At 54.9% G+C, this 25,969-nt stretch carries 24 protein-coding genes and 1 other RNA gene; 8 read left to right on the forward strand and 17 right to left on the reverse strand.

Going from position 1 to position 25,969, the window contains the following annotated elements:
- Positions 1-66: 66 nt before the first annotated feature.
- From urtE to ssrA, 3 genes are all read left to right on the forward strand, one after another.
- A complete protein-coding gene (gene urtE, locus DKW72_RS11255; RefSeq protein ID WP_111642466.1) occupies positions 67-762 on the forward strand; it encodes an urea ABC transporter ATP-binding subunit UrtE in 696 nt (231 codons plus the stop codon).
- 111 nt (positions 763-873) lie between these two features.
- Positions 874-1,341 carry a sn-glycerol-3-phosphate transporter gene (locus tag DKW72_RS11260; RefSeq protein ID WP_157960467.1) on the forward strand — a complete coding sequence of 156 codons (468 nt, stop codon included), beginning with the start codon at positions 874-876 and terminating at the stop codon, positions 1,339-1,341.
- 170 nt (positions 1,342-1,511) lie between these two features.
- Positions 1,512-1,869: a transfer-messenger RNA gene (gene ssrA / locus DKW72_RS11265) on the forward strand.
- A gap of 247 nt (positions 1,870-2,116) precedes the next feature.
- On the opposite strand, the gene DKW72_RS11270 is transcribed toward ssrA, so the two are convergent.
- Both DKW72_RS11270 and DKW72_RS11275 read right to left on the reverse strand, forming a co-directional pair.
- Positions 2,117-2,728 (reverse strand): hypothetical protein, encoded by a 612-nt coding sequence (locus DKW72_RS11270; protein WP_111642468.1) that lies wholly within the window; start codon positions 2,726-2,728, stop codon positions 2,117-2,119.
- Between the two features lie 295 nt (positions 2,729-3,023).
- Positions 3,024-3,293, reverse strand: a complete 270-nt coding sequence (locus DKW72_RS11275) for a hypothetical protein (RefSeq protein WP_111642469.1) — start codon at positions 3,291-3,293, stop codon at positions 3,024-3,026.
- 205 nt (positions 3,294-3,498) lie between these two features.
- Here DKW72_RS11275 and DKW72_RS16595 point away from each other — a divergent pair, with 205 nt between their 5' ends.
- Complete coding sequence (locus DKW72_RS16595) at positions 3,499-4,737, forward strand: bifunctional alpha/beta hydrolase/OsmC family protein (RefSeq protein WP_111642470.1); 1,239 nt, start codon at positions 3,499-3,501, stop codon at positions 4,735-4,737.
- 44 nt (positions 4,738-4,781) lie between these two features.
- Here the strand turns inward: DKW72_RS16595 and DKW72_RS11285 are convergent, their stop codons facing one another.
- The gene (locus DKW72_RS11285) at positions 4,782-5,669 is read right to left on the reverse strand and encodes a helix-turn-helix domain-containing protein (RefSeq protein WP_198411321.1); all 888 of its coding nucleotides are present in this window, start codon (positions 5,667-5,669) and stop codon (positions 4,782-4,784) included.
- Between the two features lie 239 nt (positions 5,670-5,908).
- On the opposite strand from DKW72_RS11285, the gene pobA reads away from it, so the two are divergent.
- Positions 5,909-7,093: a 4-hydroxybenzoate 3-monooxygenase gene (gene pobA / locus DKW72_RS11290; RefSeq protein ID WP_111642472.1), complete on the forward strand. Its 1,185-nt coding sequence runs from the start codon at positions 5,909-5,911 to the stop codon at positions 7,091-7,093.
- 42 nt (positions 7,094-7,135) lie between these two features.
- On the opposite strand, the gene DKW72_RS11295 is transcribed toward pobA, so the two are convergent.
- From DKW72_RS11295 to DKW72_RS11305, 3 genes are all read right to left on the reverse strand, one after another.
- Positions 7,136-7,867, reverse strand: a complete 732-nt coding sequence (locus DKW72_RS11295; protein ID WP_111642473.1) for a FadR/GntR family transcriptional regulator — start codon at positions 7,865-7,867, stop codon at positions 7,136-7,138.
- Positions 7,868-7,970: 103 nt separating this feature from the next.
- Positions 7,971-9,179, reverse strand: a complete 1,209-nt coding sequence (gene manD / locus DKW72_RS11300; protein WP_111642474.1) for a D-mannonate dehydratase ManD — start codon at positions 9,177-9,179, stop codon at positions 7,971-7,973.
- A gap of 256 nt (positions 9,180-9,435) precedes the next feature.
- Positions 9,436-11,499 carry a glycoside hydrolase family 3 protein gene (locus tag DKW72_RS11305; RefSeq protein WP_198411322.1) on the reverse strand — a complete coding sequence of 688 codons (2,064 nt, stop codon included), beginning with the start codon at positions 11,497-11,499 and terminating at the stop codon, positions 9,436-9,438.
- A gap of 197 nt (positions 11,500-11,696) precedes the next feature.
- On the opposite strand from DKW72_RS11305, the gene DKW72_RS11310 reads away from it, so the two are divergent.
- On the forward strand, positions 11,697-12,467 hold the full coding sequence (locus tag DKW72_RS11310) for a ThuA domain-containing protein (RefSeq protein ID WP_111642476.1): 771 nt from the start codon (positions 11,697-11,699) through the stop codon (positions 12,465-12,467).
- On the opposite strand, the gene DKW72_RS11315 is transcribed toward DKW72_RS11310, so the two are convergent.
- Positions 12,468-13,355, reverse strand: coding sequence for a helix-turn-helix domain-containing protein (locus DKW72_RS11315; protein ID WP_232522386.1), 888 nt, complete (start codon positions 13,353-13,355; stop codon positions 12,468-12,470).
- Positions 13,356-13,558: 203 nt separating this feature from the next.
- Here DKW72_RS11315 and DKW72_RS11320 point away from each other — a divergent pair, with 203 nt between their 5' ends.
- Together DKW72_RS11320 and DKW72_RS11325 are read left to right on the forward strand one after the other, a co-directional pair.
- Entirely contained in the window at positions 13,559-14,602 is a 1,044-nt protein-coding gene (locus DKW72_RS11320) for an aromatic ring-hydroxylating dioxygenase subunit alpha (RefSeq protein WP_111642478.1), read from the forward strand.
- A 28-nt stretch (positions 14,603-14,630) separates the two neighbouring features.
- Positions 14,631-15,596, forward strand: a complete 966-nt coding sequence (locus DKW72_RS11325; protein WP_111642479.1) for a PDR/VanB family oxidoreductase — start codon at positions 14,631-14,633, stop codon at positions 15,594-15,596.
- A gap of 77 nt (positions 15,597-15,673) precedes the next feature.
- Here the strand turns inward: DKW72_RS11325 and DKW72_RS11330 are convergent, their stop codons facing one another.
- From DKW72_RS11330 to DKW72_RS11375, 10 genes are all read right to left on the reverse strand, one after another.
- Positions 15,674-16,708 carry a formylglycine-generating enzyme family protein gene (locus tag DKW72_RS11330; RefSeq protein WP_198411323.1) on the reverse strand — a complete coding sequence of 345 codons (1,035 nt, stop codon included), beginning with the start codon at positions 16,706-16,708 and terminating at the stop codon, positions 15,674-15,676.
- Positions 16,709-16,815: 107 nt separating this feature from the next.
- On the reverse strand, positions 16,816-18,465 hold the full coding sequence (locus DKW72_RS11335; protein WP_198411324.1) for an arylsulfatase: 1,650 nt from the start codon (positions 18,463-18,465) through the stop codon (positions 16,816-16,818).
- 346 nt (positions 18,466-18,811) lie between these two features.
- Complete coding sequence (locus DKW72_RS11340; protein WP_111642481.1) at positions 18,812-19,804, reverse strand: aldo/keto reductase; 993 nt, start codon at positions 19,802-19,804, stop codon at positions 18,812-18,814.
- Between the two features lie 37 nt (positions 19,805-19,841).
- The gene (locus DKW72_RS11345; protein ID WP_111642482.1) at positions 19,842-20,789 is read right to left on the reverse strand and encodes a Gfo/Idh/MocA family oxidoreductase; all 948 of its coding nucleotides are present in this window, start codon (positions 20,787-20,789) and stop codon (positions 19,842-19,844) included.
- A gap of 55 nt (positions 20,790-20,844) precedes the next feature.
- Entirely contained in the window at positions 20,845-21,684 is an 840-nt protein-coding gene (locus DKW72_RS11350; RefSeq protein WP_111642483.1) for a class III extradiol dioxygenase subunit beta, read from the reverse strand.
- On the reverse strand, positions 21,677-22,069 hold the full coding sequence (ligA, locus tag DKW72_RS11355; RefSeq protein ID WP_111642484.1) for a protocatechuate 4,5-dioxygenase subunit alpha: 393 nt from the start codon (positions 22,067-22,069) through the stop codon (positions 21,677-21,679). Before ligA ends, DKW72_RS11350 begins: the two co-directional genes overlap by 8 nt.
- Before the next feature lie 9 nt (positions 22,070-22,078).
- On the reverse strand, positions 22,079-22,969 hold the full coding sequence (locus DKW72_RS11360) for an amidohydrolase family protein (protein WP_111642485.1): 891 nt from the start codon (positions 22,967-22,969) through the stop codon (positions 22,079-22,081).
- Positions 22,966-23,988 (reverse strand): amidohydrolase family protein, encoded by a 1,023-nt coding sequence (locus tag DKW72_RS11365; protein WP_111642486.1) that lies wholly within the window; start codon positions 23,986-23,988, stop codon positions 22,966-22,968. The genes DKW72_RS11360 and DKW72_RS11365 overlap by 4 nt, the downstream gene beginning before the upstream one ends.
- A complete protein-coding gene (locus tag DKW72_RS11370; protein ID WP_232522387.1) occupies positions 23,985-24,884 on the reverse strand; it encodes an NAD(P)-dependent oxidoreductase in 900 nt (299 codons plus the stop codon). Before DKW72_RS11370 ends, DKW72_RS11365 begins: the two co-directional genes overlap by 4 nt.
- On the reverse strand, positions 24,881-25,966 hold the full coding sequence (locus tag DKW72_RS11375; protein ID WP_111642488.1) for a 4-oxalomesaconate tautomerase: 1,086 nt from the start codon (positions 25,964-25,966) through the stop codon (positions 24,881-24,883). The genes DKW72_RS11370 and DKW72_RS11375 overlap by 4 nt, the downstream gene beginning before the upstream one ends.
- Positions 25,967-25,969 lie beyond the last annotated feature (3 nt).

The raw sequence follows: 25,969 nt of genomic DNA on the forward strand, positions 1-25,969 counted from the left end.
AATGTACGAGTAGGTCGGATTAGCCGAAGGCGTAATCCGACACTGAGGCACCCAAAGGAGAACTCCGTGCTAACCATCGAAAACATCAACCAGTACTACGGCCAGAGCCACATCCTCTGGGACATGAGTCTGGACCTCAAAGAAGGCGCCTGCGGCTGCCTGCTGGGCCGCAACGGCGTGGGCAAAACCACCCTGCTCAAATGCATCACCGGCCTGCTGCCCGTAAAAACCGGCCGCATCCTCCTGGACGGCAAAGACATCACCCGCCAGTCCACAGAGAACCGCGCCCGCGGCGGCATCGGCTACGTCCCCCAGGGCCGGGAAATCTTCCCCCTGCTCACCGTCGAAGAAAACCTGCGCATCTCCCTGGGGGCGCGCAAAGACCGGGCCCGCAGCGTCCCGTCACACATCTACCAACTGTTCCCGGTGCTCAAGGAAATGCGCAATCGCCGGGGCGGCGACCTCTCCGGCGGCCAGCAGCAACAACTGGCCATCGGCCGCGCCCTGGTGCTCGACCCCAAGCTGCTGATCCTGGATGAGCCCACGGAGGGCATCCAACCCAATATCGTGCGCGACATCGGCCAGGTCATCCGCAAGCTCAACGACGAAATGGGCCTGACCGTCCTGCTGGTAGAGCAGAAACTGCCCTTCGCCCGCAAAACCGCCGACGACTTCTACATCATGGTACGCGGCCAGCGGGTCGCCGATGGTCCCATTGGCGACCTGAGCGACGACCTGGTCAAACGCTACCTGAGCGTCTAACGCCGGCGCTGAATAAAACACCGCGTAGGCGCGAGGAATTGGAAACAGGCCAAATCTGCACCTAAACTTAACGGTAGACATCCTCTTTTTGCAGCCACCGGGGAGGAGTCAATGGTACGAGTAGCTTGTGCAGGTTTGGTATTGCTCCTTGCCAGCCTCCCCGTTGGGGCTGACACAGAGCCTCGTTGGACCTTGCATACCAGCCTGCTCACCCATCACTTCCATCCGCAGCCCTACCATACCGAAAACCAGCAACTGGTCGCTCTGGAGTACCACCTGCGCCCCCAGCAAATGCGCTCCGTAGGGGGTGCCTCCTTCCGCAACACCTTTGACCAGCGCTCCTACTACCTCTACGTAAGCCGGCGTTATAACCACCCCGAATGGCCGGTGTATGCCCGAGTAACGGGTGGCCTGCTCTACGGCTACCGAGGGGATTTCCGGCGACGAGTCCCCTTGAACCAGGGCGGGTTTTCACCGGGTATAGTGCCCATGGTGGGCGTACAGGTGAGCCGTTTTCAGAGCGAGCTGGTGCTCTTTGGCCTCGCAGGTGTTATGGTCAAGGTCGGTATCAGCTTCTGACCTGAAGGCTCCACAGCCGGATCCCCGGGCCGGCAAGAGATCCTTGCCCCCTAAGGCATTAAAGCCGTACAATACCTGTCGGTTCAGGGAACTCCTGAGCTGAAGTCAGGTCCCAGATTGTGCCTGCCTGGCAGGCGCTCTGTGCCAAAGATCCTCAAGCACCCGATTTCGGGGGCGATTTGGATTCGACGCCGGTAACAAAACTCAAGGTGCATGTCGTGAGGGTAGCCAATCACGTTAATCCAAAGCTGCAAACTATTAGTTGCCAACGACGACAACTACGCTCTAGCGGCATAAACCCCGTTAGCGGTCAATAGTAAGGTGCCAGTACCGCGTTATTGACTGTCATATAGAACTGGATCGCAGGTCGGTATGTTCAGAGCCGCCCTGCTAAAACCTAAACTGGACTCGCGTTTAACGTCCTGCCCGTCGGGCTGTTAAACGTTAAATCAATTGACGGAAACTAAGCATGTAGAGCCGAGAGCAGCGTGCTGGCGGACGCGGGTTCAAATCCCGCCGCCTCCACCAATAAATAACCCCGGGCCGCAAGGCTCGGGGTTTTTTATTGGCCGAAAGGGGCGTTTTTAATGGGCAAAGTCCGGGTTCACAAAACGGCCGGGAGCCGTTTTGCACAGCCGAAGGCTGCCCGAAGGGTGGCGCACAGGGATGTGCGCCATGTAATCCCGCCGACTGATCTCCGCTGCAGACCACCGAAGGCACCCGTAGGGTCGGGGCCATGAATCTCCCCGAGTACAATCCCCGATATCTCCCTGGCTTATGGCGCTGTAAACTCAACGGCTTCCATCTCATAGAGCTTCCAAAAATCCTTTTCTGGGAAGTCGCCTTTCATTACACGAACTTTTATCTTGTCTATGCTTCTATCGTATTCCATTGCAAGGCTCCTTAAGAAATCTGGGCTTGTAGGATAGATCCAGCCAATATCATAAGCCTTACAAGCATAGGCCTCCAAGTAGTAGTATGCTGTATACTCTTGACCCGATTTCAGCCTATATATACTGGATATATTGTAGCTAGCCTCTACACGATAGCCAGGCGGAATGATTATGACGGAATTATTCAAGCGCTCATAATCAATATCAGCCCTCATGCTACCGTATTCAGCTATTTCTCCATGACTATCAACAATCAACAAGAAATCGTTATACGAATAACCCAAAACGTTTTTCGACTCTGGCCAGTAATAAATGCATTCTGCAGCATCTGAACCGTTGGTGAGATGTACCGAAAGGTATACCTCTCCTTCTTTCACTTTTACTTCGCCAACCAGACCCCCATCCAGGTTGGAAGCGTACGCTGGAGAGAATAAAGAAACGAGCCAGAAAAAAACTGCCCAATTTCGAAAAGCGCTATCATATCGAATTTTCATAACAGATCTCTCCACATTTTATAGCTTAAAAACCACAGTGATTAAACGCCATACATGCATAACTATCAGGATTGGATTTCATTGAAGCACCCTGCGAGATTGCCCGCCGAATACCTTAGGCCCGGTAGAAATCGTGAAGACCTCTGTATACCAAATGAACAGTTTCATGAAGCATTGTCCCTCTACGATCTGCAGAGTTTCTATTTGAAAAGTAGGAACTATTCACGTAAATCACATAATCATATTCGCGTGTCACGTATTCTGGAGGCACCCCGTGAGCATGACCCCAAAAAAATCATAAGTGGTTGTCACTATCACGATCTACTTGGCTCTCTTTTGACGACTTTCTGCCAAAACAGCCTTCAAATATGCCAACGAGAAAAATCATCACAAACCCAAAACATACCAGCACTATCAATGAGAATAGCACCGGTTCGTCCTCAAACGTTATATTGCTACGCCCTCGAAGTCCCGTCTCACCGGTACTTAACGTCCTGTAAACAACCCAAGAAAAAAAGAGTACAATCAGACTGTAGTAAATTTTGGGGCCCATATCTTTACTCATAGCAAGCTCCTTATCGAGCACATGTTATTGTCGCTCAATCATCACCCGTGTGAGTTGCGAGATCAAGAAAGAGAGCAAGCAACCGTCCCATACGCGGCATGTCGAATTAGCCCACGGGGCATAATCCGGCATAAAAGCCAAGCAAACCCCCACCCCCTCAACTATAGTCACCCATACCCCTCTCACAAAAACCCAAGGCCACCCCATGCCCCGCCAAAAAGTTGAATTCAACAACCACACCGGCCACACCCTCGCCGGTGCGCTCGAACTGCCCGACAGCGGCGAGCCCAAAGCCTTCGCGCTCTTTGCCCACTGCTTTACCTGTGGCAAGGACGTCATTGCCGCCACTCGCATCGCCCGCACCCTGGCGGACCAGGGCATTGCCGTACTGCGCTTCGACTTTACCGGTCTGGGCGGTAGCGAGGGGGACTTCGCCAACACCAGCTTTACCAGCAACGTCTCCGATCTGGAGGCCGCCGCCGACTTTCTGGCTGAACATCATCAGGCACCCAAACTACTGATCGGCCACAGTCTGGGGGGTGCCGCCGCACTGGCGGTCGCCGGTCGCCTTTCGTCGGTCGAAGCCGTGGTCACCATCGCCGCACCGGCCAGCCCTCAGCACGTCAAACACCTGTTTGCGGACAGCGCCTGCGATATTCGTGCTCAGGGCAGCGCGCCGGTCACTATCGCCGGACGCACCTTCGAGTTGGGGGCAGAGCTGTTGGACGACCTCGAACACTGGTCGGACAAAGACCCGATCGGCAAACTGCGCAAACCGCTGCTGATCTTCCATGCCCCAGGCGATCAGGTGGTCAGCATTGACGAAGCCGGCAAGATTTTTCAGGCGGCCAAACACCCCAAAAGTTTTGTCTCCCTGGACGATGCCGACCACCTGCTCAGCCGCCAGAGCGACGCCGACTATGTCGCCCTGACGCTGGTCGCCTGGGCGGGTCGCTACCTCAATCTCGACCCGGTAAAAGCCCAGAGCCAGGATCACCCCAAGGTCGATAACGGAGAGGTGCTGATCACCGAGCAGGACGCCCACTTTCTGCGCGGCCTCTACACCGCCGACCACCAATGGCAGGCGGACGAACCCAAAGACAAAGGCGGCAGCAACCTTGGCCCCAACCCCTACGACCTGCTGTTGATGTCCCTGGGCGCCTGCACGTCCATGACGTTGCGGATGTACGCCAACCACAAAAAACTCGCCATCGACAATCTGCACGTACGCCTCAAACACCGACGCATCCACGCGGACGATTGCGCTGACTGCGAAGGCCAGAACGGCATGGTCACGGAGATTGAGCGAGACGTGAGTTACGAAGGGGAGTTATCCGAGGAGCAGCATGACAGGCTGTTGCAGATTGCCGACAAATGTCCGGTGCATAAAACCCTGGAGGGCGACATTAGAATCCTCACTCGAAGCCCCCGCAGGCCGGATTAGCAAAAGCATATCCAGAAAGTCACTTTCCTTGATTCAGAGAAATTCTAATGGGCGGATATAGACTGCCGAAATTCCTTGGGGGTTTTACCCGTCATTCGTTTGAAAAACCGGTTAAAGTAAGCGGGGTCAACAAAACCCAATGCATAGGCCACTTCGTTGATCCTCATTGAGGTATAAGTTAGATTCCTCTTTGCTTCCAGCAAGAGCCGTTCGTGAATCACTTCAAGTGAGGAGCGACCAGACAGCCGGCGAGAAATTGAGTTCAGGCGAGCTGATGCCACACCCATTCTATCGCTATAAAAAGCAATCGTTTTCTGGCTCCTAAAGTTCTTTTCCAACAGTGACTGGAACTTGGAGAAAGTCCGCTCCTCCGCGCCCTGTCCCCCGAAAGCACCGTCCCCAGAACCTTGGGCGTTTCTTGCCACCCAAGCAAGCAGTACACCAACCAAGGACTCCATCACCAAGGTTCTTCCCGGGCTGTCTGACCGGTAGTTCGAAAATATGCCATCGAACAACATCTGAATCCAGTGTCGGTCTTCGGACAGCTCGTAGAATGCCGGGCTATAAAACTTCTCGAATCCAACACCCAACTCCAACTTGGGCTCTAACTCTTTTATAAGCGGAGATGCCACCGTCACGACGTAGCCGTCAATATCTCGGGTAAATTCGAAAGCGTGTATGCACCCCTCGGGAACAAACACAACGCAGGGTACATCAATCGTTAACCTGTCACTATCAAAACGCGTTTCGACTTTTCCCTTCAGCACTAAAAGCACATGCCACAGATTCCCGTGGCGATGTGGCTTTATCGACCAGCTATGCAACTGACTTCGCTCGGCGATGGTTTCACAGTGGATCATATCCGGCGTGGGCCAGGAATCACCTTCCCCATAGAGTGCGAACACAGGGACCGACGGGAACTCTTGTGACATGGGTCTCTCCAGAAATCGCATGTTATTTGATATTTCCAATCAACCGAGCGCCCTGCCCGGTCAAATCGGACGCCACGGGAATCCAGTAGTTGACGTCCAGTCAAGGGTACGGCATCCCCGCCCGACGGACAACCAAAAGTGCCATTTTATGACTCCAATTTACCTTTTACTGGCGTAATTAACAACGGAAAATACAATTATAGGATTTTCACATCAATTTACCGAGAAGGTCTCAGAGCATGAAAACTCAGGTTGTAATTATTGGCGCCGGCCCCTCGGGATTGCTGCTTGGGCAGCTTCTTGAGCAACAGGGGATTAACACCATCGTTCTGGAGCGACAGACCCGGGAACATGTTCAGTCCCGTATACGGGCAGGCATCCTCGAGCAGGGAACCGTTGACCTCCTTCGACAAGCAAACGTTGGCCAAAGAATGGATCGTGAGGGCATTCCCCATGATGGTTTTTATCTTGCGTTTGATAACCGCCAAGTCAGGATTGACCTCAAAAAATACGGCAACGGAAAGTCCGTTATGGTTTACGGGCAAACCGAAGTCACCAAGGATCTTATGGCCGCTCGTGACGCGTCAGATGCGACGTCCTTTTACGAAGTCGACGATGTACAGCTGTTCGATACTAAATCAGATTCACCTTACGTCACATTCACCCAGAGTGGCGAATCAATGAAAGTCGAATGCGACTACATCGCAGGTTGTGATGGGTTTCACGGTGTATCCCGAAAATCCATTCCGGCCGATAGCCTCACCGAGTACGAGCGAGTCTACCCGGTTGGTTGGCTGGGAGTCCTTTCGGATACCCCACCAGTCAGCGAGGAGCTGATTTATGCTACCCACGAAAGAGGCTTCGCGCTGTGCAGCATGCGCTCGCACACCCGCAGCCGCTACTATATTCAGGTCCCACTGACCGATAACGTTGAAGACTGGTCAGATGAGCGATTCTGGGAAGAGCTGAAAACGCGATTGCCACAGTCCGCTTCCGACAATCTAGTGACCGGCCCTTCCATTGAAAAAAGCATTGCACCGTTGAGAAGTTTTGTCGTTGAACCCATGCAGTACGGTCGGCTTTTTCTGGTCGGTGATGCCGCCCACATCGTTCCACCAACGGGTGCTAAGGGATTGAACTTGGCTGCCGGTGATGTTGGTACACTTCACGAGCTGATGAAAGAAGTTTATCACAATGGCCGCACCGAGCTGATAGACCGCTACTCCGAAACCTGCCTGAAACGAGTATGGAAAGCGGAACACTTTTCTTGGTGGATGACATCACTGTTACACAAGCTGGATGAAGACGCCATCATGACAAAACTGCGCCAGGCTGAGCTGGAGTATTACACGTCATCACAGGCTGGCCTGAGCGTTATCGCAGAAAACTATGTGGGACTGCCCAGGCATTCATTGGAGTCTTGAAACCTATTGTGCTTCCCCACAAGGATCAGGACCAGCGGGAGGTCAATCGTCGCTCTCTGAAGGGTCAATTGCGCCCGCACCGTCGTCCAGCAGTGCACAATCACGATCCAATGCCCGGGAAATGTGTGCCCGCATGGCATTTTTTGCTGCAATAGGATCCCGGCTTTTCAACGCGTTGAAGATCCGACGGTGCTCATTGACCGAGGGGTGCACCCCTTCTTCGCGCACCCGCTGATGAAAGAGGGTACTGATCTCGGATTCATTTCTGAGCTGCCAGAGCCAGCGCACAGTAGCTGCCAGCGCACTATTATGGGAAGCCTCAGCGATGATGCAGTGAAAACGTTCGTCAGCCCGCTCTGTAACGCCGCCTTCCGCGCCCTCGTTTTCCATTTCCCGCAGAGCCTCCTCCAGATCCAGCAACTGCTGCTGAGTAATCCGGGCCGCCGCCAAGGCGACCGTTTCGGCCTCCAGGCAGCGCCGAGCCTCCAGAATCTCAAAGGGTCCGGGACCCTCGTCCCGCACTTTGAGCTCGTGTGGCGAGCGTTTCTGCACCACATAGATACCGCGCCCCGTGCGGATTTCCACCAAACCGGCTATCTCCAGAGCAATCATGGCCTCACGAATGGAGGGCCGACTGACATCAAACTTCACTGCCAAATCCCGCTCGGACGGAAGTCTTTCGCCGGGACTGATTTTTCCGGCTTTTATCTGGGACTCAATTTGACCCGCGACCTCAAGATAAAGTCGCCGCACTTTGACCGCCTGTATTTCCATGGGCCTCACTCTATTTCTCTGGTTAACATATCTGGTGGTAAGACCGACAATATTGGCATCAGTTATTGGTGGAGTCAATCCATCCTTGCGGCTGGTTACGAACTCACCAGTTATACATAGTGCCATCTTCCAATCGGTTTACCGGTAAATACGCTGGCCGATAAGGATACTTAGCCGCCAGTTTTTCATCGATATCCACACCATGACCCGGCGCGCTTCCCGCGTGCAGATAACCCTTATCAAAATGGTAATCATGCGGAAACACATCGTCCGTCTGCTCGGTGTGACGCATATACTCCTGGATACCAAAGTTCGGAACCCAGGTATCAAAATGCAGCGCGGCTCCCATGCATATCGGAGACAGGTCCGTCGCCCCGTGACTGCCCGTGCGGACATTGTACAAATCCGCCAAGTTTGCAATTCGGCGCAAATGGGTAATGCCACCCGCATGCACAACAGTGGTGCGAATATAATCGATCAACTGCTCTGTAATCAGCTGTTGACAATCAAAGATGGAGTTAAAAATTTCGCCTACCGCCAGCGGGGTTGTGGTGTGCTGCCGGATCAACCGAAAACTCTCCTGATTCTCCGCCGGCACCGCGTCTTCCAGCCAGAACAGACGGTAAGGCTCAAGATCCTTACCCACCCGAGCGGCCTGAATCGGTGTCAAACGATGATGGGCATCGTGCAGAAGGTGGTGCTCAAAACCAAATTTCTCCCGCAGCTTATCGAAAAGCCTGGGAACGTGATTCATGTACTTTTCAGTGGACCAGACATTTTCGGTGGGCAACTCCGCATCGGCCGGCTCATAATACATCTTCTCTTTGGCGACACCGTACGTAGAGGGAATCCCGGGAACGCCAGACTGAGCACGAATCGCCTTATAGCCCAGGTCGATATACTTCGCGACTTCATCCACGGTTTCTTCGATATCCAGACCATTCGCGTGCCCATAAACCATAACGCCGTCACGAGACCGTCCGCCAAGCAGTTCATAAAGAGGGAGTCCGGCAACCTTGCCTTTAATGTCCCACAGCGCTGTATCGATACCAGCAATGGCAGTCATGGTCACCGGCCCACGGCGCCAGTACGCGCCTCGATACAGATACTGCCAAATATCTTCAATCTGCTGAGGATCTCTTCCAATCAGGCACGGAAACAGGTGGTCTTCAAGATAGGACACCACCGACAGCTCTCGGCCGTTCAGGGTCGCATCGCCAATTCCGTAGACGCCTTCATCGGTTTCGATTTTTACGGTCACAAAATTCCGACCGGGGCAGGTGACGATCACCTTACAGTTTACAATTTTCATAATGGCACCTGATTATTCGGGTATCGACGGACATCAGCCGGACCAGTTTTTGAAAGTACACAACTGTACACTTTCAAAAAAAGGCCAAAAAAAAGGGCGCGCCAGGAGTCCTGGCGACGCCCGCAAAGGGAGATTAGACTGCCATTTCATTCAGTACTGTTCGCGATACTGCTCGCACTATCGCGAAATCTCCGAGGAACACCCTGGGACAGGTGGCCTTACCACATGACCATAATGGCAAACGGGAAGGCCAAAGTCAATAGGTCAGGCCCGCCCCAAATTCAAACAGGGCGTAGCCTTCTGGCTCGAGATAGCCGGGCACATCTGAACGATTGCTCTCGACTGCCTGTTGGGAACTGGGGATGGTAAAAGGGAGTTTCCCGGTGGGCGCAAAGCTACCGTCCAGAACATCCATCAACGCATCCATGGAAGTGCCAAAAGTGGCCACAATAGTGCCCAGCGACCCCTGGTCAATTTCGTTGATCACCCAGGGGTTACTGAAGTTGATCGCCATGACCACAGGCTTGTCTTTTGTCATCTGGTTCACACGATCCACATCGACGCCGTTTTGGCTGAGCCTGAGGTCAATGGGATCCCCCGTAGAGCCAAACAGCCCCCCATTGTTGGGGCTCAGCCAAAAGACCACCACATCCGCATCATCCGGCTGGCTGACGAATTCCACATTCCAGTCATGGGAGTCGGGCGCGAAAACTTCAATGGGATCCCCTCCCCTCAGGTCATCCCGGTAGCGCTCGACATAGACTTTGGTAGCGGGCTCCAACGGCAGCAGCGATTTATCATTGCGCAGCAGCACCACCGATTTACGTAGTGCGAGATCAGCACGCGTCTGATGGGCATCACTGCCCACGCTGCGCTCGGCGTAGTCGGGGTCCACATAAGGGTTTTCAAACAGCCCCAAGTCGAACTTCTCCGCCAGTAGTCGCCGAACGGACTCGTCCAGACGCGCCTCAGAAACCAGACCATCATTCACGGCCTGAAGCAATCTCGTCGGGTCAGCCGTTCCGGAGAACAGGTCAACCCCGGCGTCCAGAGCCCTGCGGTAACGCTCCGGCAATGACAGGGACTCCACGCCCCAGGGCATCATTTCAATGGGGCCAGTATCGGAATTGATGATTCCCTCAAACCCCATCGTTTCTCTCAACAGGCCGGTAAGAACCTGCTTGTTATAGGCAAACGCCTTTTCTTCATAGTCGGTGCCTACCGGTTTCGCGTAATACGGCATGATCGACGCGGTTCCTGCTTCGATGGCCGCCTTGAACGGTTTCAGGTGGTAGTCAAACATGTTTCCCGGATAGTGCTGGTCCTGCCCCCATAAGAAATGGGGGTCCTGCCCATCCACTTGAGGGCCGCCGCCCGGAAAGTGTTTGGTGGTCAGAGCGACCGACCCTTTGCCCAAGCTCTCTCCTTGGAAACCGAGCGTCACCTCACGGATCATATCGGCGGCCAGATCAGCACTCTCGCCAAAGGTCCCCTCTACCCGCTCCCAGCGCGGCTCAGTAGCCAAATCGGCCATATACATATAACCTTTGCGCAGGCCGACTGAAGCCCATTCACGACCGGCAATTTCCGCAAATTCCCGGGTCAGCTCAAGATCTCGCATGGCGGCCAGCCCCAGCTCACCGGGCCAGGTGGAAAAGGCGGTATCACCCAACCCTACGCCCATGGCGTTGTCCACGGTGACATGGTTACGCGGGTTGGATGAAATAATTGCGGGAATACCCAAACGAGTGTCCTCAGCCACCGCCTGGACATTATTGGCCCACTCTGCGATCAGGCGCGGATCCGCATTGGTGCGCAAAATCAGGTGACGGAGGTGGCGCTCCTGGATGCCCTTGGTGGTACCCGAGAACATCAGCATTGGCTCAGGCAAAGGCTGACGGGTAAAAATATTGGTTTCCGACACGACATCCTCTTCCGAGAGATTGCTCGTCACTTCTTCATCAGATCCGCGCATTCCAAAAGCACTACCGCCCTCCATACTCACCGAGCTGATCAGCATGAAGCCAACCTTCTCTTCCCGCGTCATTTGCGCCAACAGATCCTCAACTCGCTCAGCCGTAGGCAGACGCCAGTCTTCGTAGGGGTCAAGCCTGCCATTATTATTCAGATCCTTGAATTGATACCCATCAACTGTCAACAGCTCGGCGCCACGGGCTTCCAGCTCAGGCTGCTCGTAGCCTTGAGCCTCTTCAACCTGGGGTTCCTGGCTACAAGCCGCCAAGGTCAACATCAAAGCCCCCATGCCGGTTGGAACCAAGCGGGAGCGCCAGTTACGCGCACAATATGGATTGTTATTCATAGAAAACCTATCGGGTTGAGAGACCAGACTGACTCCAGGCCGCATCGCCAGCTATGGCGGTGGGCCAATTACCCTTGAGCATAAGTTACAAATGGCCCTATGGTCAACTGGTAAGGCCAATATAACTAATGGCTATTTCCAAACCGGCCTCCCTCAAGGCACTATGACAGCAGCCCCCCCTCCGGAGAAGAACGATTATGCTTAACAAACATCTGATTATCCTCACTTGCCTGCTCGGTTTCCTGTTCGCTCACGGCGGCGCACACGCCCAGCAATTCAACGTTCTGCTGTTCACAAAGATGGACGGCTGGCACCACAAATCCGTCAATGAGGGCGTTACCGCTATGCGCAAGCTGGCCGAGAAGCACGAATTTGCGCTGGACTGGCACGAAGATGCGAACGTTATCAACGATGACAACCTGAAGCAGTACGACGCCATTGTCTTTCTGCTGACTACCGGCAATATCCTGAACGACGAACAAAAAGGCGCGATGGAACGCTTCATCCAATCGGGTAAAGGTTTCGTGGGGATTCACAGCGCCTCCGACACCGAGTACGACTGGGACTGGTACACCAAAATGATCGGCCGCACTTTCCACATCCACCCCGCCAATCAAACCGCCCAACTCGAAGTGCTCGATCGCGACTTCCCGGGCATGGAGCGCATGCCCGACAAGTTCTGGTGGACCGATGAGTTCTATGAGTTCGGCCCCGAGCGGGTCGATACGCTGAACTATCTCCTGTCGGTCGATGGTGACACCTTTGACCCCTACGCCAAGCGGGGTGAACAAAAAGAGAGTCAAGAAATGGATTTCCGTCCAATCGCCTGGTACCACGAATACGATGGTGGTCGCGCTTTTTACACGGCGCTGGGCCATATTCCGGCCACCTATGAAGATCGCCTGTTTCTGGAGCACATCTACGGGGGTCTGATGTGGGCTGCTACGGGTAAGGGTTTGAGACGGTAATCAATAGTTGGCGTCAGACTTCGAGCCCTGCTGACGAAACTCACTCGGTGACTGGCCGGTCATTCGCTTGAAGAAGCGGGTGAAATAAGCGGGCTCAGAGAAGCCAAGATGGAATGACACCTCACTGATGGTCATCGAGGTGTAGGTGAGATTGCGCTTGGCTTCCAGCAATAGGCGCTCATGCAGCATTTGCAGCGCTGTCCGCCCCGCCAGCCTGCGGCACAAAGTGTTCAGGCGCGCTGGCGTTACGCCGATTCTTTCAGCGTAAAACTGTATGGGTTGCTGTGTCTTGAAAAACTCTTCCAGCAGATCGGTAAAGCGCAGTAAATAACGGTCATTCTTGTCCTGAAGCCGGTCTGGCGCCCCTCCCTGCTTTAACGCTTCGCGATAGACCCATATCAGAATACTTGCGGCAATGGACTCCATCAACAACTCACGTCCCGGACGTTGTGCCAGGTATTCGCCATGCAGAGCGCTGAACAAATTGCCCACCAGCGACTCACCAGAGGGCAATGGACAACAGGTAGAGTGCGTCAATACTCCAGCTTGAACGCCCAGGCGTTGCTCCAGATGCCTGACCAAGGGGGATGCCAGTGTTAGGACAAAACCTTCGATATCTTCGGAGTGGTGAAACCCATGGACGCACATCTCCGGCACAAGCAGTATGCATGGCATTGGCAAAAGGGTGTGTTGCTCGTCCAGCTCGACTTCCGCCGTGCCTCCCATAAAGTATACCAAGTGCCACAACCCACTATGCCGGTGGGGCTTTATATCCCAGTTGTGCAGACGGCTACGCTCGTTGATGGTCTCGCTGTGAATAAGATCCGGGGTTGGCCAGCGCTGCTTTTCGCCGTAAAGCTCAAAAACCGGAACCTGCTCGCCTGTCACCCGCTTGCTCCCCATAACGCCAGCGCCCCCGAATCGGAAAGTCTCCCCCGACTATAGGCCGAAGCTACGGAAAATCCAAGGATTCCGGGCAAATATCCCTGTTTTAGCCATAGAATTTAATAGAAAATCCAATAATGAACATCTAATAAGCTAACGGTTCTTGTCCCGCACACAAGAATTCCCCCGCCCTTCAGGAGGATCAGATGTACCCCAAAAACACCTGGTATGTTGCCGCCACACCCGATGAAATCAGCGACAAGCCACTGGGTCGACAAATATGCGGTGAAAGAATCGTCTTCTTTCGCGGCGAGGACGACACTGTGGCCGCCGTGGAAGACTTCTGTCCCCACCGCGGGGCGCCCCTGTCTCTCGGTTTCGTGCGCGATGGCCAGTTGGTCTGCGGCTATCACGGCCTGGTCATGGGCTGTGAGGGCAAAGTCGCCTGTATGCCGGGGCAGCGGGTCCGGGGCTTTCCCGCTATCCGGAGTTTCCCGGTGGCAGAGCGACATGGTTTCATCTGGGTCTGGACCGGCGACGCCTCGCTCGCAGACGAGACAAAAATCCCGAATCTTTTCTGGGCCGAGAATCCCGGCTGGGCCTACGGCGGCGGTCTGTATCATATCAATTGCGACTATCGCCTGATGATCGACAACCTCATGGACCTCACCCATGAAACCTATGTCCACGCCAGCAGTATCGGTCAGCCAGAGATCGAAGAAAGTTCGCCTGTGACCAAAACGGAGGGAGATGAAGTCACCACCAGCCGGCACATGGAGAACATCATGCCGCCGCCCTTTTGGCAGGCGGCCCTGCGTGGCAATGGCCTGGCGGATGACGTACCCGTGGACCGCTGGCAGATCTGCCGCTTCAGTCCGCCCAGCCATGTCATGATTGAAGTGGGCGTCGCCCACGCAGGCCATGGGGGATACGATGCTGCACCAGAATATAAAGCGTCCAGCATAGTGGTGGATTTCATCACACCCGAAACAGAGACTTCCATCTGGTATTTCTGGGGCATGGCTCGCAACTTCAAGCCTGAAGACGCGGCGCTTACCGACACCATTCGCGAAGGTCAGGGTCAAATTTTCAGTGAAGACCTGGAAGTGCTCGAATCCCAACAGCGGAATCTGCTTGAGTACCCTGATCGTCAATTGCTCAAGCTCAACATTGATGCTGGCGGGGTGCAGGCGCGGCGCGTGATTGATCGAATCCTCGCTGAAGAAAATGCCAACCGCTCCAAACAATAAACCTGACACAAACAGGACTGATAAGCTTATGAGTAGCACGACTCCGCTCCAGGTACAGGTCGCCAAAAAAACCTATGAGGCCGAGGATGTCATCAGCTTTGAGCTCGCAGAGCCCAATGGTCGCCCACTCCCCGCGTTCAGCGCGGGGGCACATATCGACGTCGAAATCAAAGAGGGCATGGTGCGGCAGTACTCCCTCTGCAATCATCCGGAGGAGCGTGATCGTTACCTTATCGGTGTACTGCGAGAGCCGGAATCACGCGGCGGTTCAATCACCCTCCATGAAGAGATCAAGGAAGGTGATCTGCTCAAGATCAGCCCTCCCAAGAACCACTTCCCACTGGTGCACGCACCGCGAACCCTGCTCTTTGCTGGCGGCATTGGTATCACGCCGCTACTGTGCATGGCGGAACGACTAGCGCACATCAATGCCGATTTTGAAATGCACTACAGTGCTCGCTCCAAACAGCGGGCGGCCTTTCTGCAGCGTATTCAGAACTCCAGCTTTTCAGATAGGGCGTATTTCCACTTCAGTGACCAGGGCCCTGCACACAGGCTCCAGCTGGAGTCGATCGTCAGCAAGCCGAACGCGGACACTCACATATATATCTGCGGCCCGGGCCGGTTTATCGATCATGTACTTGACGTTTGCGAGACTTATGGCTGGAGCGACGATCAGCTGCACACAGAATTTTTCTCAGGCCGAGATATAGACACATCAAGCGATAGTGACTTTGAGGTTCAGATTGCAAGCTCAGGCGCCACCTTTTCCATTCCGGCGGATAAAACTGTTCTCCAGGTTTTGTATGAAAACGACATCGACGTGCCGGCTTCCTGCGAACAAGGTGTGTGCGGAACCTGCCTGACTCGCGTACTCGAAGGCACTCCGGACCATCGCGACATGTATCAGACCGAAGAAGAGCAAGCCGCCAATGACCAGTTTACGCCTTGCTGCTCTCGAGCACACAGCAAGCGCCTGGTGCTCGACCTCTAAGCCACGCAAGCGCGCAGCTAGACCGCACGCACAGCGCGTCCCATCAGGTGTGGTCACGCAGCTAACGGTAGGAACGGCTACTCAGACGCCACATCCCGGGCCACGCGAAACCCCAGATGATTACTGCTGGTCTGGGGGTCACCCCGCCCGCGCGCGCCGGGGCGATAGCGACCGCAGTACTGGTCGGTGCACAGGAAAGAGCCGCCTTTCTGCACTTTCATCGGCGGACTACCCGCCGGTGCTTCGAGGGGGCCAGAGGGATTGTCTGCCGGCGCGTCAGCTGCCGCGAGTTGGCCATAGTAGGTAGGGTCGTACCAATCACTCACCCACTCCCATACATTGCCACTCATGTCGTACAGACCGTACCCATTTGCCGGGAATGACTTTACTGGGGCAGCCGCAGTGTATCCGTCCGCAGCGGTATTGTTGTACGGGAAATCCCCCTGGAAGGTGTTAGCCAGGTAGTTATTGGCTGTTTCGGGCTCGTCCCCCCAGGTAAATTCGGCAGCCTCCAGTCCGCCGCGGGCGGCAAACTCCCATTCGGCTTCCGTGGGCAGGCGCCCGCCCGCCCACTCGGCGTAGGCCGTAGCATCTTCCCAGGCAACGTGGATAACCGGGTGGTCCATGCGCTGCTCAATATCGCTGTCCGGCCCCTCGGGACGACGCCAACTGGCACCGGAACGAAACTCCCACCACTGGCGCACGTCGTCGCTGCGGGCTGGCTGCGAAGGCGATTCGAATACCGCAGAGCCGGGAACCAGCACGGACTCATCCATTCCGGGGAAGTCCGACGGATCAATCGGCCGCTCGGCGACCGTGACATAACCTGTCGCCTCTACAAACGCAGCAAACTCCGCATTGGTCACTTCGGTTTTGCCTATATAAAAGGGGCTTACCCTAACCTCGTGAACGGGCGCACCCTCTGGCATCATCGGGTGTTCGATCCCCATTTTGAAGCTGCCACCATCGATCAACACCATACCCTCCGGTGCACTGTTCTCTATACCGGGTTGATCCGAGTCACAGCCTGCCAGGGCGAGGCCGGAGGCCAGCACCATAAGACAAATGCCGACAGTCGGCTGCCGCCAGTCTTTGAATGAAATTCTCGACATGTAAATAGTTGCCTTTGTTGTCAAATTTTGGCGCCGGGCTACTTGTCGGTATCACTTCTTGGCCAGGCCGGCGTCTTGCGGGCGCGACGCACAGCAGCCTCAAAGATCTAGTCGTACTTGAGAATTACCCCGTTATCCTCCACGTACTCTTCCCACTCCGCCATCAGGGTTTTGAATCGCTCCGGTTCCTGCTGCGCCAAGTCGTCGCGCTCGCCGGGATCTTTCGCTAGGTTGTACAGTCGCCACTTCCTGTCACCCCTGGAGTCGAACACCAGCTTCCAGTCGCCTCGGCGCAGGGCTTTATCACCAAACAGTTCCCATCCCATGTTGTAGTCGTCGGCATGAACGGCTGCTTGCTCACCGAACACCACGGGGGCAAATGACTTGCCCTGGACCGGATGCACCTCGCGCCCCTGATAGCGCGTTCCGGGATGCTCAGTGCCCGCAAACTCGAGCAGGGTCGGCAGCACATCCTTGGCCGACAGGAACTGGCCGTAGCGCCCACCGCTTATGCCGGCCCGGGGATAATGCAGGATAGCCGGAGCGCGAATCCCTCCCTCGGTAACCTGGCCTTTGAAACCTTTGAAGATACCGGTGCTCACCCGCGCCCACTCCTCCTCGGGAAACAAATAAGAGTCCGACTTGCCCATGTTCTCATGGCTGTTGTCACAACATTGGGCCGCCCATTGGTAGAACGTCGGTAAACCACCTGCTTGGGCACCATTGTCGGACATGAACAGGATCAGGGTATTTTCGTACTCGCCCATCGCCTTCAATCGGTCAACCAGTTTACCGGTATAGCGGTCAATGTCTTCGATCATGGCCGCATAAATTTCCATGCGCCGCTCCGCAACCCGCTGCTCCTGTTCGGATAGCGAATCCCAGTCCGGCACCATGGCCATGTATTGTTCGATGTCAGTATCGGCCGGAATCAGACCCAAGGCCTTTTGGCGCTTCAAGCGCTCAGCCAAGATGGTTTTGTGGCCTTCACTGTAGCGGCCCTCGTGGCGGGCGACCGATTCCTCCGGCGCCTGCAGCGGCCAATGAGGCGCGGTGTAGGCCAAGTAGCCGAAAAAGGGCTTGTCGGCATTCTCCCGGTCTGAGATGTACTGGATCATGCGCTCGGCATAGAACTGGGTGGAGTAGAAGTCGTCGGGCAACTCCGTCAGCTCGCCATTTTCCCGGTAAAGGGCTTTGGGGGTATCCGCTCCCAGACCCAGATCCGAGAAATGCCCGGATCCACCATGCAAGAGAGCAAAGCTCTTGTCGAAGCCGCGGGCAGCCGGACTGGTTTCTTTTTCCAGGCCCAGGTGCCACTTACCGGTCATATACGTATCGTAGCCCGCGTCTTTCAGCAACTGTGGCAAGGGCGCCACCTGATCATTCAGGTGTCCTTCATAACCAGGCTTTCCCATCAACTCTGGAGCCGCAGCCTGCATGAATTCAGCCATGGCACCCAGCCCCGCCCGGTGATTGTCAGTACCGGACATCAGCATTGCCCTGGTGGGGGAACAGGTAGGTGCCACATAGAAGTCAGTAAGCATAACGCCCGATTGCGCCAGGGAGTCGAGCGTAGGGGTGGGAATCTCGCCGCCAAAGGCACCGATATCGGTATAGCCTAGATCGTCCGCCACAATCAGAAGAATATTGGGTCGGTCCATTTTTTCCGGTGCTGTATCGGCAACAGGCTTTTCACTCGAACAGCCGATCACTACGAGAGCCAGAAAACAACAAAAACCCTTTATCAGAACATTCATAGCTATACCTTTTGGGGACTTAGTGAACACTCACCCGAGCGCCCTCAGATCGAGGGTTAAAGTAGATAGAGTAAATAGCGATCTCGGGTAGTTCAAATCGGGAATACGGATATAAACTATCGGCGCAGCGAATTAACCGCCCACATCAGAAAATTGAATGACCTGCGATAGCACAAATCAATAAAGTAGAGGATTCAAAAAAAACACTCGCTAGAATGCCCAGCATCAGACCGAGGAAGAGCAGGCCGCCAATGATCAGTTACGTCTGGTGCTCGACCTTTAAGCCACGCAAGCGCGCGGCTAGACCGCACGCTCCGCACTTTCGACCATAAAGAAATCCGGCAAGCTACAATACCAGCTCTTCTGTATCGATCTCCGCAATGGCGGCCTGCGGGTACCGGTTGCCGTACATCGAACCTGGCGACAACAAAGTTTCAAGTCGCTCGCTGATATCCACGGGTATACGAATGGAAGCAGCCGCCATATTCTGCTTCAAATGATTGACATCGGTAGTACCCGGGATTGGGATGATGTGCTTTCCTTTTTGCAGTAGCCAGGCCAGAGCAAGCTGGGACGGGGTACAGTCAAGCGCCGAGGCCAGAGCGGAAAATGAAGACATGAGGCGGAGGTTACGCGAGAAGTTTGGCTCCTGGAAGCGCGGCATATTGCGACGAATATCGCCTTCGACCAAGCGACTGGCATCGTCTTTCAGACCGGCCAGCAAACCTCTCGCTAAAGGGGAGAAAGCCACAAAGGCCGCCCCGATTTCGCGGCAGGCATCCAGTACCGCCACTTCGGCGTTTCGGGAACACAGCGAGTATTCTGTTTGCACTGCGGCAATCGGGTGAACCGCATGAGCCCGCTTCAAGGTCTTCGCGGAAACCTCCGAGAGCCCCACCATTCGAATTTTCCCTTCCGCCACCAGATCACCCATGGCGCCCACACTCTCTTCAATGGGCACGGATTTGTCCCAGCGGTGCAGGTAGTACAGGTCGATGACCTCCGTCTTCAGCCTTTTCAGGGCGCTCTCACAAGTCTTCTTCAGCGTCTCCGGATGCCCATCAATGACCCGCTTCCCATCAACGCCAGTCATGCCGCATTTACTGGCCAGGAAAATCTGATCCCGCACCGGCTTTAGTGCTGCGCCGACCAACTCTTCATTGCGACCGAAACCATACAGCGCGGCCGTGTCGAAATGGGTCACCCCTAAATCGACCGCTTTATGCAATAACCGTTCGGCATCCGGTCTGGAGAGTGGAGTACCGTAGGCATGACTCAAATTCATACAACCAAGGCCTATCTCGGCGACCTCGACTCCACCAATTACTCGGCTATCCATGGACATACTCCAAACACTTTTTTGAAAATTTCACTACTCAACCGTTAGCCAGTTGCTGCTCGATATCATGCAGGGTCCGGTAGCATGCCAAAACTTTGCCAACGCTCGAGTTGGGCTCCCGCCCCTCACGGATCGCCGCGAAGAACTCCCTGTCCTGTATCTCAATGCCGTTCATGGAAATATCCACCTCAGACACGTCAATCGGCTCTTCCCGGCCGGTGACCAGATCGTCGTACCGGGCAATATAGGTTCCGTTATCGCAAATGTAGCGAAAAAAAGTCCCCAAGGGGCCGTCGTTATTGAACGACAGAGACAGCGTACAGATCTTGCCGGATGTGGTTTTCAACTGGATGGACATATCCATTGCAATGCCCAGCTCCGGATGGATCGGGCCCTGCACTGCATTCGCCTGAACAATCTCCTCGCCAGTCTGATAGCGGAACAGATCAACGGTATGAGCGGCGTGATGCCAAAGCAGGTGGTCTGTCCAAGACCGAGGCTGGCCGAGCGCGTTGATGTTCTTTCGGCGGAAAAAGAATGTCTGTACGTCCATTTGCTGAATATTGAGCTCGCCGTCTTTGATCTTGTTGTGCACCCACTGGTGGGAGGGGTTGAAGCGCCGGGTATGTCCGACCATACAGACCAACCCGGTCTTTCTCTGCATTGCATCGACGGCCTCAGCATCCTCCCAGCTGTCGGCAAGTGGTATTTCCACCTCTACATGCACACCCGCTTCCATGCATTGTATCGCCTGAGACGCGTGCATGCTGGTCGGCGTGCATAGAATGGCGGCGTCAACCCCCGGCTGCGCCAAGGCTTCTGCCAAATCCGTGGTAACGTGACCGATACCATACTTATCTGCAACTTCTTGGGTGGCGTCGAGATCTCGGCCTACAACGGAAACCACTTCGACATCATCAATCTTTCTGATGGCATCAAGGTGCTTTACGCCAAACGCGCCTGCGCCTGCAAGAATAGCTTTCATACTGTTCTCCTACTGTACTTGAGAATGTGGGAAATTCGCGCAACCCGCATTGCAATTACCGGTTATTGAGGATCAGATGGCCCACTGCCGTATTGGAAGCGGGGACGTGATAAAAACGATGGATCTGCTCAACATCATCATTCAGTGCACCCCGCATAATCAGCCACATCACCAATTCAATGCCCTCAGAGCCTGCCTTTTTCACATAGTCCAGATGGGGCATCTTTGACAGTTCGTCAGGATCGTTGACGATCCTGTCCAGAAAGTCATTATCAAACTCCTGATTGATGAGACCCGCACGGGGCCCCTGCAGTTGGTGGCTCATTCCACCCGTACCCCAGACCTGAACGTTGAGGTCATCATCGTAACTCTCAATGGCTTTACGGATCGCTTTACCCAACATATAGCAGCGGCGGCCCGACGGTGGTGGATACTGCACAACATTCACGGCCAGAGGGATGACTTTGCAGGGCCACTGGTCGGGCTGGCCAAACATCAAGGACAGAGGGACAGTTAACCCATGATCGACGTCCATTTTGTTCACAATCGTCAGGTCGAAATCATCCTGAATAACGGACTGCGCAATATGCGACGCCATCTCCGGATGTCCTTTGACAACGGGAACCGGCCGGGGTCCAAAACCTTCATCGGCGGGGGCATACTCCTCGGCGCACCCAATCGCAAAAGTGGGAATAATCTCCTGACTGAAAGCCGATGCATGATCGTTATAGACCAGGAAAACCACATCCGGTTTTTCGTTGGCGATCCACTTTTTGGAGAACTCGTAGCCCTTGAACACAGCTTCCCAATAGGGCTCCTTATCCTTACCCAAGTCCAGGGCAGCACCAATCGCTGGCACATGGGACGTAGTGACCCCTGCGGTAATTTTACTCATCAGTTTGATCCCCAGTTGATTCGTTATCCGGTTTTCGGCCACCCGCCAACATCATGTCCCGGTACTCCTCCTGGGACATACCGGTCATGGTAGCCGCAGCGTACTGAAAGCTGAGACCATCGGTGGAGAATATTTTAGCGAGAAAGTAGATGTTTCCTCCAAGCGCCATCATCCGATTGTAATCTCGATCAAGCACCGCCTGCTTCTGTTCGTCGGTCATTTTCCATTCATTCAGATACGCCTTCTCGTCCGCCTTGAATCGTGCACGGTTATCAGCTTTCATCAAGGACATGCAAAACTGGTTCAGGTGAAAGCCTTTTCGGGACATGTCCGCGTCGAAAATGACGGTTCCTGGTATATTGTCGTAAGGTTTATCCAGTGACATACGCGCCTCCTATTCGGCCCAGTAAAGTCGATGCGGGTTATCGACCAATAGTTTTCTCTGCAGCTCTTCGGTCGGTGCAATCGACGGTATGTAGTCAACCAGGTGACCATCGTCAGGCACATGGGACTTCATATTCGGGTGAGGCCAGTCAGTGCCCCACAAAACTCTATCGGGAAACGTTTCGACGATACGCCGTGCAAACGGCACGACATCAGCGTATGAGGGTGGTCCCGATTGAGATAGTCGTTCCGGACAGCTGACCTTCGACCAGATATGGGAATTCTCCCGCATAAGCTTCATAAAAAGCTCAAATTCCGGCCCATCGATGTCTTTGGCAACATCAGGGCGCCCCATATGGTCAACCACCACCGTGGTGGGCAACCCGGCGAAAACATCGTACAGGTCAGGCAATTCCTGTGCTTCAAAGTAGATAACGATATGCCAGCCCAGGGGTTTAATACGCTCGGCAATTTCCGTTAAAGTGTCGTGCGGAAGGACATCGACCAGCCGCTTTACAAAATTGAAACGCACGCCCCTGACTCCAGCCCGGTGCAGGTCATTGAGTTCCGCATCACTGATTTCGCGCCGGACGGTGGCAACTCCCCGAGCTTTGTCGTTCGAGTTTTCCAGGGCATCAACCAGGGCTCGGTTATCAGCGCCGTGGCAGGTAGCTTGCACAATCACATTGCGGTCAAATCCCAGGTAATCCCTAAGTTCCCAGAGCTTCTCCTTGGGCGCATCGCAGGGCGTGTACTTGCGTTCGGGTGCATAGGGAAATAGGTCCCCGGGTCCGAACACGTGGCAGTGCGCGTCTACCGCCCCTGCAGGAACACTAAATTTGGGTTTGGATGGGCTGGGGTGGAACGGCAGCCAATCCGGGTCCATGGTGAATGTACTCATTTTCCCCTCGCTTTCAAACTGGAATCCAGGCGCGGATACACTCGTCTCGCGTTCAGCTCGAACACCTTTCGCTTGTCGTGATCGGGAATAGCGAGCGCGTCGATGTAGCGCTTGGTGTCATCAAAGTAATGGCCCGTCTGTGGGTCGATACCGCGAACGGCGCCCACCATTTCCGAGCCGAACAGAATGTTGTCGATATCGATCACTTCAAACAGCAGATCAATGCCGGGCTGATGGTAAACGCAGGTATCGAAAAATACGTTTTTCATGACATGCTCCGGCAAGGGCGGCCGTTTGAGCATGTCGGCGAGCCCGCGGTAGCGGCCCCAATGGTAGGGCACCGCGCCACCACCGTGAGGAATAATGAAACGCAGATCAGGAAAATCCCTGAACAGATCGCCTTCGATAAACTGCATGAATGCGGTGGTATCGGCATTAATGTAGTGCGCCCCGGTAGCGTGAAAGCAGGGGTTGCAGGACGATGACACATGAATCATGGCCGGAACATCGAGTTCCACCATTTTCTCGTAAAAGGGGTACCAATGGCGGTCGGTCAACGGCGGTGCAGTCCAGTGCCCGCCGGAGGGATCCGGATTGAGATTGCAGCCCACGAAGCCGAGGTCATTGATGCAGCGATCCAGCTCATCCACCGAATTTTCAATAGGCACACCCGGCGACTGCGGAAGCTGGCAAACGCCGATAAAATAGTCCGGATAAAGCTCAACCACACGCTGTATCAGGTCATTACAGGCACTGGTCCACTGTTTCGATATCGCCTCATCCCCGACGTGGTGGGCCATAGTGGAGGCGCGGGGCGAGAAGATCGTCATATCTGCACCGCGTTCACGCAGTAGCTTCAACTGGTTCTGCTCTATGCTATCTCGGATTTCATCATCACTGATCGACGCTCTTTTGGGCATGGGTAAATCGGAATCATCCATCCGGGCGAGCTGCTGTTTTCGAAATTCCTGGTGCGCATCCGGCGCGGTCGTATAGTGTCCGTGGCAGTCAATGATCATGATGATGTGGCCTCTTTGACAGGTTCAGATTGTTGGAAAAGAATATAATCCAGCATGGTATTCAGGTCCGGCGATTCCAGTGCGGCGGGGAAGTCCGCGGCCCACTCCTGACGTTCGACGCAAGCCCTGGTCATCCAGGGGGCGATACCCGCGTCCCCTACCGTTTTGGCAACCTCCCGCATCTCCGCCGCGCGCCGTGCGCCATGTTCAAGACTCCTGGAAATTAGGTAACGGGCCAGGTCGGGCCAGTCCGCGCCCGGGAACAGGTTTCCGAGCGAATCAAGCACGCTCTCCTCAACACCGTAGTAACGCGCTGTCAGCAGGGATTCGGCCACCAGAGCTTCAAGTCCTTTCACAATCACACTGCGACACATTTTGGTGGCCGCAGCCGCGCCCAACACTGGCGAGTAAAAAGAGGCTCCTTTCAGCCCCAGGCCCTGCGCTACGGGTTGAAACGCCTTAGCCCGAGGTCCACCTAGAAGCATTGGCACCGCCAGGCGCATGGGTTCAATAGGCCCCATGACCGCTGCTTCTACGTAATAGCCACCCGCCGCTTCCACTATCTCTGCTACCCGTCGTTTGGTCTCGGGGGCCGTGGAATTCAAATCAAGAAACCAGGCCTCCGGCTCAAGACCCTCCACAACAGCCTTAGCGGACTGCACATTTTCCTCCGCCGTCACAGCCGAAATCACCAGCTGACAACCTGCAGCCGCACGTCCGGCTTCAGCGACCCGCTCAACCCGAGGGACCTTATCGGCGGCGCGGCTCGGTACACTCGCGCCATCGGAAAACAGCTTGTCATGGATCACCAATGTCACAGCCGACAAGGCGCCCAACTCCGAAGCCAGAACCTGCCCGACCTCTCCAAAACCGAGCAAACAAATACGGGAGATCACGGTTGGCTCCATTTGTTCGGAACAAATACATCGCCTTGCATCAGCTTTCGCGCAGTACGCAGCAAAGCTGAGCGCTTGACTTTGATGCCGGAGGCGTCCGATGCAAATTCCATCTCAATGGTGAAAGACCCGGTCGGGTGCTCCACTTCCAGGGCATGAGTGCCTTCCTCGATCTTACCAACCACGCGTTGTGCTACAGAGCCAGGAACCACACAGGCGGTTGCCACACTGACTGCACCCAGAACACCGATCGCCTCGTGCACCCGATGCGGGATAAAGGTTCGGGTGCAGATCAACCCACCCTTTCGAGCCGGGGCAACCAAAGTCATTTTGGGTACAGTTTTGTCTTGGACATCGCCAAGGTTCATTCTTGTGCCCGCTTGCAATCGGATCGTTTCTAGGCGTCCTTTGAGCTCGCCATTGTTCTCCAAATCGGTAGGCGATTCATAACCAGTCAGACCAAAATCGGCAGCACTGAGTACCACCACGGGCATGCCGTTATCAATGCAGGTAACTTCCACGCCCTCAATCCAATCGCTGCAACTACCCGTTGGCAAAAGCGAGCCACAACTGGAGCCCGCGACATCAAGAAAATCAAGCATCAGCGGCGCGGCGGTTCCGGGAACGCCATCTATCCGCGCATTTCCCTCATAAACAACCTGCTTCCCCTCGGTCTTCACCCGCGCGACTGCAACACTACCGGTATTGACGAGGTGAATTCTCACCTGTGTCTCCTTTCCTGTGACCGGCACCAACCCTTGCTCTATCGCGAAGGGGCCGACACCAGCGAGAATGTTGCCACAATTCTGACTGTCACTGACTTCGGCGCGATCAACCTTCACTTGTAGAAACAGGTAGTCAACGTCAGCATCCGGTCTGCTGGCGGGACCGACCACCGCAACCTTGCTGGTTAAAGGATGGGCACCACCCACGCCATCGATCTGCCGCTCGTCTGGAGAGCCCATGGCCGCCAACAGCATCGCATCACGAGCCTGAGCGTCCGTCGGCAAATGATGAGCGAGAAAGTACAAGCCCTTGGAGGTTCCACCTCGCATTAGAGTGGAAGGCACAGCGGTCAGCATGAC

Source organism: Marinimicrobium alkaliphilum (assembly GCF_003259155.1).
GTDB classification, from domain to species: Bacteria; Pseudomonadota; Gammaproteobacteria; order Pseudomonadales; family Cellvibrionaceae; genus Marinimicrobium_A; species Marinimicrobium_A alkaliphilum.